Raw genomic sequence first — 12382 nt, 5'->3', positions numbered from 1 at the left:
AATCATAGTGGCATTAGTCAGGAAGAAAGTACCATATGATCAAAATACATACAAATATTATGAAGAACGAGAAGTTAATTTATTGTTAAACGGAATAAGAGATTAGGATATTAGCATAGAATACGCGGGAATCTGTACCTGTTACTTGTCCCACGCATCAAGGCCTTCGCATTGCCCAACTTCGTCAGAACAAGCAACGCAGAAGCCCACGCCGATATGTATACAAATATTTTCACAAACTTACTTATAAGAAGTTTGTGAAAGATAAAACATATCCCGCAGACATCTACTGCTGCTTTGTTTTTTGACGAAGTTTTCAAAATTTGCGAAGTTTTGATGCGTCAAAGACAAAACGTCAAGTAAACGTCTTTCTTTATATAATACATTTCCCACACCGCCCTAACCTCACGATTTGAGGTATCGGCGTGAGAAACATTGCAAAACTATAAAAATAAAATTTAATATCCTACTGCATGTTATTCTTTTTTCATAAACACATATATTCTTCAACAAATCCCCATTCCATTCTTCTAAAACATTGCCTCTTGCTACTTCTCTCCTAAACTATTAATAGAAAACTTCTTTTTTATTAAGGATAAACTTCTTTTTCCCAAATAGAAAACTTACCTTTGCATAATAGCAAACTATAAATGAAAGTTTTGATTATAAAAACAGAACTTTCATTTTTATAAACGCAAGTTGCATTTATAAAAACAAAACTTCCGTTTACAGTTTACATTTAACCCAAAGGAACTTTTCTATTAGAGGAAAGGAAGTTTACTTCCAATAGAAAAGAACTTATCTATTAATACTTTAAACGACAGATAGTATGGCACGATACATTATGGAGGAGATGCCCGACATACAAAAGACGGGCAAAAGAATTACATATCCGAAGTTTGCACGGATAGACAATGCAAGCATAAAAGAGTTGGCACGACGGGTGGGCGATGTCAGCGGCTTCAGTGCCGGAGACATAGAAGGCGTACTGCTTCAGACAGCTATTGAAATGGCACACCTGATGGCAGAGGGACGTTCGGTAAAGATAGACGGGATAGGTACATTCACTCCATCGCTCACCTTAGGCAGAGACAAGGAACGGGAAGATGCGGAAGAAGGTGGAAAACACCGCAACGCACAAAGTATTTTTATAGGAGGTGTTAATTTCCGGGTAGACAGGGAAATGGTAAGAAATATCAGCGATAGATGCCGGTTGGAAAGAGCTCCTTGGAAAAAGCAAAAATCCTCGAATAAATTCACACCGGAACAACGACTGGCATTAGCCCTAAAGTATCTGGACGAACATCCTTTCCTGACCGTTTGGGAATATCGGAAACTAACCGGATTGCTACAAACAGCAGCAACCACTGAACTGCGACAATGGGGCCATCAACCCGATTCGGGAATAGAAATCACCGGAAGAGGAACACATAGGGTATATACAAAGAAGAAAATAGTCGAAGAAGGGCAATAATAGTATGAGAAATGACTTAAAAAAGTATGAGAAATAACTGTTTTTAAGGCTTATTTCACCCGGAAATGATGAGAAATGCGATTTATTAAAAACATTTCTCATACTATAATTCACTGATTATATGATGATTAATGTAAAATCATGAGAATATGAGAAATAAAAACGTTTTTTCTTTTCTAGTAGAAGAATAATCCCTGACGTTAAAAACTGCGTTTATAATTAGATAAAAAATAAGCGCAAAAGAATGGAATATCCATTTCAAAAAAACTATCTTTGGTAATTAATTGTTTGGAAAACAAGAAGAAACAATCTGAAAAAGTTATGGGAACAATAAAAGGAATTCCTTATGGTATGTCCAATTTTGAGGATGTAATCACGCAAAACCGCTATTATGTGGATAAAACAATGTATATCCCCATGTTGGAAGATCAAGCCAACTATCTGATATTCATCCGTCCGAGACGCTTCGGCAAGAGCCTGCTACTAAGCATGCTTCGTTCATATTATGACCTTTCACAGAAAGATAAATTCCAGCAACTTTTCGGGAATCTCTGGATCGGACAAAATACAACTCCGCTTCAAGGCAAATATCAGATGCTTTATCTTGACTTTTCCAAGATTGGCGGCAACATTGATGAACTGCCGCAAAGATTTGATTCGTATAGCGCAGTGCAACTGGATGGCTTTCTGAACCGTTATCGTGAATACTACACGGATGAGTTTATTGAACGCTTCAGCACAGCGGAAAAAGGGATTGATAAACTGCATATACTAGACGATGAAGCACGCCGTCAAGGGTATCCCCTATACCTTATTATAGATGAGTATGACAATTTCACAAATGTCGTACTCAACGAGAAAGGAAATGAGATATACCACGCCATCACCCATGCCAGCGGATTCTACAGAGATGCCTTCAAGAATTATAAAGGAATGTTCGACCGTATATTCATGATTGGGGTCAGCCCCGTAACTTTGGACGACTTGTCAAGCGGATATAACATAGGTTGGAACATCAGCACTAATCCACTGTTTAATCAAATGCTGGGATTTTCTGAAGAAGACGTACGTACTATGCTCCGATATTATCAGGAAGCAGGGCAGTTACAAGGAGACATTGAAGAAATGATTCAGGAGATGAAGCCATGGTATGATAATTATTGTTTTGCTCGCCAAAGTCTAAAGTCAGATCCTAAAATGTTTAATTGCGACATGGTACTCTATTACCTACGTAATCGAATTCAGTTAGGAGAATCTCCTGAACAGATGATTGATCCTAATACCCGTACGGACTACAATAAGATGAAAAAACTGATTCAACTTGACCGTCTTGACGGTAACCGCAAAGGTGTTATCAAACGAATTGCCGAAGAAGGGAAAATCATGACTAACCTATACCAGTCTTTTTCTGCCGACCAAATTACGAATCCGGAAATATTCCCCAGCCTATTATTTTATTATGGTATGCTAACTATCATCGGAACACGTGGAAATCTGACTATCCTGGGAATTCCCAACACGAATGTCCGTAAACAATATTATGAATATATCCTGGAAGAATATCAAAATCACCATTATATCAACCTGATAGATATAGAGATTCTATTCAATGATATGGCTTTTGACGGACAATGGCGACCGGCATTGGAATTCATAGCCCAAGCTTATAAGGAGAATACTTCCGTACGCAGCAGCATTGAGGGCGAACGTAACATTCAGGGATTCTTCACCGCTTACCTTAGCGTGAACGCCTACTACCTCACAATGCCTGAAGTAGAACTGAATCACGGCTTTTGCGATATGTTTCTGATGCCCGATCTGCAACGTTACGCAGAAGTAGCGCATAGCTATATCTTGGAATTAAAATATCTGCCGAAAGAAAAATACGACACCCAAGGCACCGCACAATGGCAGGAAGCCGTTGAACAAATTCATGGTTATGCTGCCGGTCCGAAAGTTCGCCAACTATGTCAGGGAACTCAACTTCACTGCATTGTCATACAATTCTGCGGCTGGGAATTAGTCCGTATGGAAGAGGTTTGATTACAAACTCTTACTGTGATGCCCGGCAAATCGCATGAAAGCTTGAGATAAACCTCCCTCCTGCCCTTGCAGTTGCACAAAATTAAACTCGCGCTGCATGGGCATTCCTTTTATCTCAACCACACGAAAATTACCGGCAACCAGTTCCTTATAAACAGAACGGATAGAAACAATTCCCATACAATCTGTATGTTCCAAAAAAAGCTTGATGCTCTCCGTACTACCGAGATACATCAATACATTCAAAGAAGAAAGTTTCAAATTATGGCGTAACAGGGAACGTTCAAACACATCCAACGTTCCTGAACCTCTCTCCCGCAAAACTAAGGGGATATTTGGCAAATCTTCCGGAGCGATCTCATCCGAAACAGCCAATTTACTATGGGTATGAACCACAGCAACCAGTTCGTCTTGCAAAAATGGAGTATACTTCAGATTAGGCAAACGAAAGATACCTTCAACCAATCCCAAATCAATCCGATGTTCTTGTAAAGCAGCTTCCACTCCCCGGGAATTTCCATTAATCAAAGAAAGATTGATTTGTGGAAACTTGGCTATAAAATCCGCCAACAAAGGAGGAAGTACATATTGCGCAATCGTAGTACTGGCACCCAGTTTCAGTTCGCCGATATATTCATTATGCAACAAATGCATCTCATATTCCAACTGTTTATAATCGTCCAAAATCTTTTCGCTATGTTTCAATAATAGTTCTCCGGACTTAGTCAACGAGATCTTACTGCCCTGACGATCGAACAAACGAGTCTGATAATAAGCTTCCAGTTCCTGAATGTGCTTAGTGATAGCAGGCTGACTGACAAACAGCTCTTGCGAAGCCTTCGTGAAACTTAAATTCTTCGCCACGCTCTGAAATACTTTTAAACGAAAATCGGACATGGAAAATAGTGATTAACTTATTAGTGATTAGCGATTAATGACTGAAATGGGTAGCTAAGGCTATAATTCATCGGCTCTGATTCCCAATGCCTGCATGACAGGAAAAGCCAACATATCCCATTTATAAGCTACCGGAGTATCCGGTTCGTTCATTCGGAATTGGACAATCTCCTTGCCCTGTACTTCATTCAAAGCATCAGTCACTTTCTTTCCATATTCTTCATTGAAAGATACCAGAATCATTTTTTTCACATCGGCCGAATCGGCTACAATGGATAATAAGTCTAAAAACAAGTCCTCTCTCGACACCATCCCTTCCGACGGAACACTGGCAAACGAATATTCTCCATAAGGGCTTTGAAAAGCAACTCCATTCAACTCTTTCTCCAAGTCAGAAGGCTGGCAATGCGCAAGATTACCTGACTCTTTATCATAAACAAAAAGAAACTGCACTTCATTTTTTCCTTCCGCAATCCCAGCATCCAAAGTCAGATAGGTAGTCAACATCGAAAGATCGATCTCTTGTAAAGAACGTTGCAAAGTCTCTTCGAAGTATCTCTTCATATCCGTAATTACAAAATTCAGGAAAGCGGCATCAATCAGCACCACTGTCTCTGATAATTTTATTTGTGGTTTATCGTTCATATCATTAGTCATCAATTAGAAAACAGATTTACTCTCTACGATAGGGCAAAGATAAACTTTCTTATCTTCTCCGGAAAGAATATTAAAAAAAAAGAGAAATTATCAGGCTATTACTCAATAAAGAGGCGTACCTTTGGAGAAAATTGACAAATTAATTAAATGACACGATAATGAATAAGAAAAAGAACCAAACTTCGATTGATCTCGATGCGATTATGACTGAAGTATTAAACTTGTTTACACCCGAAGAACAACAAGAAGTGATAGATATATTAAGCAATAACGGATTAGAAAAAATCTACCAACAAATGGAAGAAGCTTTCTATCACTATCAGCATCCGGACTATAGCTTGGAAGCAACCCCCATTGCAGCTTACCTGCAAAGGCTTTGGGATATGCAGACATGCAAAGACTACCCATTTGACGAGTTTAAAAAAGATTGCACGACAGTACCCGCTGCCGAATTAGAAAAAGATTTGCGCAACTTTATCCTGCATCTATTTATCCATTATCAAGGACCTCTCGAAAACGCAAAAGAAGAAGACAGACCTTTTAAGTTATGGTATATCTACTGGGCAATGGAACATTACCGAATGGAATCTTCTTTAAATATCATCTTGGAAATAATGCGGCAAAGTCCGACTTTCCTCGCTTCCTATTGCCACCTCGTACAGGATGAAGCCACCATTGCCATCATTTACCAACTCGGGCAGAACCAATTGCCTTTGCTACTTAGTTTCATGAATGAAGACGGAATCGCTCCTTTCGGAAAAGAAGATATTTGTAGTGCTGTCGCACAAATTGCCATAACCAACCCTGAACGAAGACTGGAAATTATTAACTGGTTCTGCCAATTATTGAATTCTTATTACGATCAGTTTGAGCGTGGGGAAGATAATAATATCGCGATAATTGACTATATCACAAATACGTTGATGAATATCCGTGCCATAGAAACGTTGCCTATATTGGAAAAAATCTATAAACGATTCAAAATACCCAATACATTAACGAGAAAAGGAATCAGAGAGATAAAAAAAGAAATGCCACACGCAGAACTGAAGGGATTGGAAGTGGACAGTATGGAAGAACTAATGAATTTATTGAATGAGTTCTTTGCCTTCAATGAGAATAATGAATTTGATGATAACGAATTTGATGAAGAATACGATGACGAGTTTGACGATGATGAATACGACAACTCTTTCTACATTGGAGAACAAACCCCTAAAAAACTCAATATAAAAATTTCTTTGATTAATTCCGACCCGGAAATATATCGTATAGTGGAAGTCCCTTCCGACATCCGTCTGGAAAGTTTTGCGGATGTCATAAATACCGCAATGGGTTGGGAAGGTTATCACATGCATCTGTTTCAAAAAGGGAAAACAATATATACAACCGAAGAATCCGATGACGATTTTTTGTTTGATCCCGTTAAAACAGTCAACTCATACTCTCTCTCTTTAGGAGAGATCCTTACCCGAAAAGGCTCACATATTGAATATGAATATGATTTCGGAGATAGCTGGATGCATCGGATTACCCTGGAATCACAACAAGCATATAAAAAGGACGAAACACAAGGCATCTTTCTCATAGACGGAGCAAATGCATGTCCGCCCGAAGATTGCGGAGGAATATATGGTTACCAAGAGATGTTGGAGGCATTAAAACAACCACACTCAAAAGCTGCAAAAGAATATCGGGAATGGCTGGGAAAGAATTTCAACGCACACAAATTTAATGCAAAAAAAGTAGAAAGAGAGCTTAGAGACTTCCCGATAAGAATCTTCTAACAATCGTTTCTCCACAGAATAGTAAACTTCATTGAAAACCCATCTTATTTTGAAGCCCATCCTATTCTGTGGAGTATATGGTAAATTCGTCAGTCATATCTAGATAAAAAAGGTCATTTTGTCCTTTAACTCCTTAATACTCATGCTATTTTGTCATATTTTTATACTTGGCAAATCTTTTGAGCCCCTTTAGGTGTTATTAAAAACGTGAAATAAGAAAGGAGAACAAAGATATGAACTTTAACAATTTTACCATTAAATCTCAAGAAGCGGTACAGGAGGCCGTAAACCTGGTACAAAGCCGGGGACAACAAGCCATTGAACCTGTCCACATCATGCAGGGAGTAATGAAAGTAGGCGAAAACGTCACTAATTTCATCTTCCAAAAACTTGGTATGAATGGACAGCAAGTAGCTCTCGTGGTCGACAAGCAAATCGACTCCCTGCCGAAAGTATCCGGCGGAGAACCGTATCTAAGTCGTGAATCCAACGAAGTTTTGCAGAAAGCAACACAGTATTCTAAAGAAATGGGCGACGAGTTTGTTTCATTAGAGCCTATCATACTGGCATTGCTGACTGTTAAGAGTACCGTCTCCACGATCTTGAAAGATGCCGGTATGACGGAAAAAGAATTGCGCAACGCTATCAGCGAATTGAGAAAAGGAGAAAAGGTTACATCACAATCCAGTGAAGATACTTATCAATCATTGGAAAAGTATGCTATCAACCTGAACGAAGCTGCCCGTAGCGGAAAACTGGATCCCGTAATCGGACGTGATGAAGAAATCCGCCGAGTATTACAGATATTGAGCCGCCGTACAAAGAACAACCCGATTCTGATTGGTGAACCGGGTACCGGTAAAACGGCTATTGTAGAAGGTTTGGCACATCGTATTCTTCGCGGAGACGTGCCCGAAAACCTGAAGAACAAACAAGTTTATTCACTGGATATGGGAGCACTGGTTGCCGGCGCAAAGTACAAAGGTGAATTTGAAGAACGATTGAAATCGGTTGTCAATGAAGTGAAGAAATCAGAAGGTGATATTATTCTGTTCATTGATGAGATTCACACGCTGGTAGGTGCCGGAAAAGGTGAAGGTGCCATGGATGCTGCCAACATTCTAAAGCCCGCCTTAGCTCGTGGAGAACTACGTTCCATCGGAGCAACAACCCTCGACGAATATCAAAAATACTTCGAAAAGGATAAAGCATTGGAGCGTCGTTTCCAAATCGTGCAAGTGGACGAACCGGATAACTTGAGTACCATTTCCATCCTTCGCGGATTGAAAGAACGTTACGAGAACCATCATCACGTACGTATCAAAGACGACGCAATCATTGCAGCCGTCGAATTGAGTAGCCGTTACATCACCGACCGTTTCCTGCCGGATAAAGCCATTGACCTGATGGACGAAGCCGCAGCCAAACTGCGTATGGAAGTAGATTCCGTTCCTGAAGAACTGGATGAGATTTCCCGTAAAATCAAGCAGCTGGAAATTGAGCGCGAGGCTATCAAACGTGAAAACGATAAACCGAAACTGGAAATTATCGGTAAGGAACTTGCCGAGCTCAAAGAACAGGAAAAGTCCTTTAAAGCTAAATGGCAAAGTGAGAAAACGCTGATGGATAAAATCCAGCAGAACAAGGTTGAGATAGAGAATCTTAAATTCGAAGCAGAAAAAGCCGAACGTGAAGGCGATTATGGTAAAGTAGCCGAAATCCGTTATGGTAAACTTCAGGCTTTGGATAAAGAAATAGAAGATACTCAAAAGCAACTGCGTGATATGCAAGGCGATAAAGCCATGATTAAAGAGGAGGTAGACGCTGAAGATATTGCTGATGTTGTTTCCCGCTGGACTGGTATTCCTGTCAGCAAGATGCTGCAAAGTGAAAAAGATAAACTGTTGCACTTGGAAGAAGAACTTCATCAACGTGTAATTGGTCAGGACGAAGCGATTGAAGCGGTGGCAGATGCTGTGCGCCGTAGTCGTGCCGGATTACAAGATCCAAAACGTCCGATCGGGTCATTTATCTTCCTGGGAACCACCGGCGTAGGTAAGACCGAATTAGCAAAGGCATTGGCAGAGTTCCTGTTTGATGACGAAACGATGATGACTCGTATCGATATGAGTGAGTATCAGGAAAAGCATAGTGTCTCCCGTCTGGTCGGAGCGCCTCCGGGATATGTTGGATACGATGAGGGCGGTCAGTTGACAGAAGCTATACGACGGAAACCTTACTCTGTTGTTTTGTTTGACGAAATAGAAAAGGCTCATCCGGATGTCTTCAATATTCTGTTACAGGTATTAGATGACGGACGACTGACTGACAATAAAGGAAGGGTGGTCAACTTCAAAAATACCATTATCATCATGACTTCAAATATGGGCAGTTCTTATATACAAAGTCAGATGGAGAAGTTGCATGGTTCCAATAAGGAAGAAGTAATCGAAGAAACGAAGAAGGAAGTTATGAATATGTTGAAAAAGACAATTCGTCCGGAATTCCTGAACCGTATTGATGAAACGATTATGTTCTTACCATTGAACGAAAAAGAAATCAAGCAAATCGTACTTTTACAAATTAAAGGAGTACAGAAAATGCTTGCCGAAAACGGAGTGGAACTGCAATTGACAGAAGGAGCATTGAACTTCTTATCGCAAGTGGGTTATGATCCTGAATTTGGAGCTCGTCCGGTGAAGAGGGCTATTCAACGCTATCTGCTGAATGATCTATCCAAGAAGTTACTATCACAGGAAGTCGACCGAAGCAAAGCAATTATCGTTGATGCTGACGGAGACGGATTGGTATTCAGAAATTAAAAGTCATCATTCAAATAGAATGGGGCTGTCTAACAAGTCTCTAAAATTGAAAATCACTCCTATCAGAATTTGTTTGAACTCTGATAGGGGTGAAATCGTTAAAAAGAAACTTGTTAGACAGCCCCTTTTTTATATCCCTAAATATGTAATTCGCCGAACTTCCGGTTGGCAATTCGGATGACTCATCACCAAAACATAAGTGCCCGGTTGGGGTATTTCCATAGTCAATGAAGGCAAAGCAAACTTATGTTTACCTCTTAGTTCTCCCTGTGAATCGTAAAGGAATACCATTGTACCTGCCAACAAACCTGTCAGGCATAATGTCCCTTTTTCATTGTCCAAACGGACATTTACTTCTTTATTTGTTATTGTCTCCATACCCAACATTAAAAAACGTTATTCAGCATCCACGAGCTATATTCCCAAGAATGGTGAACAGCGACAAAGATACATAAAAAGCATCATTATTTACAATATAAGTAGAAGATATTTATTATTGCAAAAGATTACCCAAATAATACTAATTTTTTCCTAAACCTACAAGTGTTTATATAAAAAAACATGATAACCACCTTAAATGATTATCATGTTCTTTATTCCTATTAAATAAACTATACAGATTACTCTGCAACTTCTTCTTCCTTAATCTCTCCTTCCGGTTTGAATTCTGTAATTCCATTAGAAATTAAGATGTTATACCAAGCAACCAATTTCTTAATATCGGCTACATATACACGTTCACGATCAAAATTAGGTAATACTTCAGCCAAATATTCACGCAATTGTTCGGGAGTCGCTTTTTTCGGATCAATAGAAGCCTGCGCTGATTTTTCTTTCTCTTTTATTGACTCCAACACATCATACAAAGGAACTTCTGCATCGTCCGTGTACATTGCTATATCTGCCAAAGAGATAATTTTTTCATTACCATAAGCAGGGAAACGTTTCTTTTCAGCATTGACTGATTCAACAATCAACATATTTTTTCCTTGCGAAATAAGTTTGTATAATCCCGGTTTACCTGAGATAGACAAGATAGTCTTCAACATAGTATATATCCTTTTATTTATTAATTATTTTTTTGCGGAGCAAAGGTAATGATTATTTTTAGATAGCAAAGAAATAAGCTCCAAAACCTGTGGAATTAACGGTGTTTCATCATCATTCACTATCACGAAATCGGCATGGCTTCTCTTTACTTCATCACTCATTTGAGCTTCGATACGCTTCATCACCAGTTCTCTTGACGAACAGTCCCGCTTTACAGCACGTTCCACTCTCACTTCCAGCGGCGCATATACCATAACCAGAAAATCAACTTCATCCTTAAAACCAGCCTCCACCAGTATTGCAGACTCCATACCCACCAGCAGTTCACTTTTCAATCGGGCAGCCCATTGTCGGAAATCTTCTTTCACTTGCGGATGAATAATCTCATTCACTTTCCGCACATGATCCTGATGACCGAACATATAAGAAGCCAACAAAGAACGATTCAACTCTCCACCCTGAAGAAACACATCCTGACCAACCAGATCACAAAGCCCCCGGCGAATCACCGGATCTGTCTGTGTGATTCGCTTTGCTTCTATATCTGATATATAGACAGGTATTCCCATTATTCCGAGTAGTCTGGAAACAACACTTTTTCCACTACCAATGCCACCGGTTATGCCAATCTTAATCGCCATTAGAAGTAATTTGTTCTATCAGGAAGTCCACTTGCTCGGGAACAATACGTATTTGATTTATTCCACTTGGAAACGATTTCAATTTAACCGTATATTTATCAGAGCCAAGCTTCAGCAATTCTTCATAAGAGATATTGATGATAAAATCGCTTGCTTTTATACTGCGGAACCGTTTTAAGCCCACTTGAAAAGTAATCTGAACTTTGGAAGGAAAAGTGCGCAACACCTTATCTGCCGGAAAATTAACTCCATGTAATGGCACTTCGACCGTTTTCTCCGTATAAATATCCACCGGGAAAGTCATTTCTACTGAAGCCGGAACAAACTTCACTCCTCTTTCAGAAGTCAGCGGAATTCGTCGCCGGGTTGTATCGGATATATTCTCCAAAGTTATATTTTGAGTATATGCAGTTGTTATAGTATCCAAAATTCCTTCCGGAGCATAAACCAATACAGAATCCGGCTTACAAATGGTGTCAGATACATAATATTGAAGTCCGGCTGTCACTTTCCCCTGAAAACGAACAGGAACCAGCTTGGACTTTCCTTCGGAATAGATATATTCTAATGTATCCGGCTTGATCGATAGGATTTTGGAGGATACATTCAGTTGGCTTAATATTTTTTTCTCAAAGTCGGAAGCATAAATTTTCACATGATTATCTTTTCCTTTATAATCAAGAAAACCTAGATTGACAGGAAAGAAACTTTTCCCCAACATATAATTGAGAAGCACTGTTCCTTTATCTTTCACTCTGACACGAAGTTCGGAAGGAGGTTCCGAAGTCAACACTACATTGTTAGGAAGATCTTTCATTCGCACCGGGATAGAAAACTCCGCTTCATAATCATTATTGAGCGTCTGAAGCAACCAGAATCCACCGGCTATCAGGAAGAAAAATAAAAAAATTAAGAACTCTCTGCTCTTATCACTGAGCAGAAAATCCTTAATTTTCTTAGATAGTTTTAAATATGTATATTTTATATTCCTACGATCAAACATAGGCATTT

10 protein-coding genes are annotated in these 12382 nt (G+C 39.4%); 4 read left to right on the top strand and 6 right to left on the bottom strand.

Features of this window, described 5'->3' with window-relative positions:
• Positions 1-829 precede the first annotated feature (829 nt).
• Positions 830-1474 carry an HU family DNA-binding protein gene (locus LPH68_RS20100; protein ID WP_049703183.1) on the top strand — a complete coding sequence of 215 codons (645 nt, stop codon included), beginning with the start codon at positions 830-832 and terminating at the stop codon, positions 1472-1474.
• 321 nt (positions 1475-1795) lie between these two features.
• Positions 1796-3517, top strand: a complete 1722-nt coding sequence (locus LPH68_RS20095; RefSeq protein ID WP_008021301.1) for an ATP-binding protein — start codon at positions 1796-1798, stop codon at positions 3515-3517.
• Here the strand turns inward: LPH68_RS20095 and LPH68_RS20090 are convergent, their stop codons facing one another.
• Both LPH68_RS20090 and LPH68_RS20085 read right to left on the bottom strand, forming a co-directional pair.
• Positions 3518-4414: a LysR substrate-binding domain-containing protein gene (locus LPH68_RS20090; RefSeq protein WP_008021299.1), complete on the bottom strand. Its 897-nt coding sequence runs from the start codon at positions 4412-4414 to the stop codon at positions 3518-3520. It lies immediately after the preceding gene.
• Between the two features lie 60 nt (positions 4415-4474).
• A complete protein-coding gene (locus LPH68_RS20085) occupies positions 4475-5059 on the bottom strand; it encodes a DUF6621 family protein (RefSeq protein ID WP_009040390.1) in 585 nt (194 codons plus the stop codon).
• 170 nt (positions 5060-5229) lie between these two features.
• On the opposite strand from LPH68_RS20085, the gene LPH68_RS20080 reads away from it, so the two are divergent.
• On the top strand, positions 5230-6858 hold the full coding sequence (locus LPH68_RS20080; RefSeq protein WP_151923865.1) for a plasmid pRiA4b ORF-3 family protein: 1629 nt from the start codon (positions 5230-5232) through the stop codon (positions 6856-6858).
• Between the two features lie 233 nt (positions 6859-7091).
• On the top strand, positions 7092-9680 hold the full coding sequence (gene clpB, locus LPH68_RS20075; RefSeq protein ID WP_004313964.1) for an ATP-dependent chaperone ClpB: 2589 nt from the start codon (positions 7092-7094) through the stop codon (positions 9678-9680).
• Positions 9681-9809: 129 nt separating this feature from the next.
• Here the strand turns inward: clpB and LPH68_RS20070 are convergent, their stop codons facing one another.
• The 4 genes from LPH68_RS20070 to LPH68_RS20055 form a co-directional block, all read right to left on the bottom strand.
• Positions 9810-10067 carry a hypothetical protein gene (locus LPH68_RS20070; protein WP_004313966.1) on the bottom strand — a complete coding sequence of 86 codons (258 nt, stop codon included), beginning with the start codon at positions 10065-10067 and terminating at the stop codon, positions 9810-9812.
• 233 nt (positions 10068-10300) lie between these two features.
• The gene (locus tag LPH68_RS20065) at positions 10301-10729 is read right to left on the bottom strand and encodes a DUF5606 domain-containing protein (protein WP_004313967.1); all 429 of its coding nucleotides are present in this window, start codon (positions 10727-10729) and stop codon (positions 10301-10303) included.
• Between the two features lie 24 nt (positions 10730-10753).
• Complete coding sequence (gene coaE, locus LPH68_RS20060; protein WP_151923866.1) at positions 10754-11371, bottom strand: dephospho-CoA kinase; 618 nt, start codon at positions 11369-11371, stop codon at positions 10754-10756.
• Positions 11361-12374, bottom strand: a complete 1014-nt coding sequence (locus LPH68_RS20055; RefSeq protein ID WP_004313972.1) for a CdaR family protein — start codon at positions 12372-12374, stop codon at positions 11361-11363. The genes coaE and LPH68_RS20055 overlap by 11 nt, the downstream gene beginning before the upstream one ends.
• Between the last annotated feature and the right edge of the window lie 8 nt (positions 12375-12382).

Origin of the sequence: Bacteroides sp. 1_1_30 (genome assembly GCF_020982715.1) — a bacterium.
GTDB lineage: Bacteria > Bacteroidota > Bacteroidia > Bacteroidales > Bacteroidaceae > Bacteroides > Bacteroides xylanisolvens.
The sequence above is the reverse complement of the archived record's forward strand: the minus strand, read 5'-3'. Positions and strand labels throughout refer to the sequence as shown.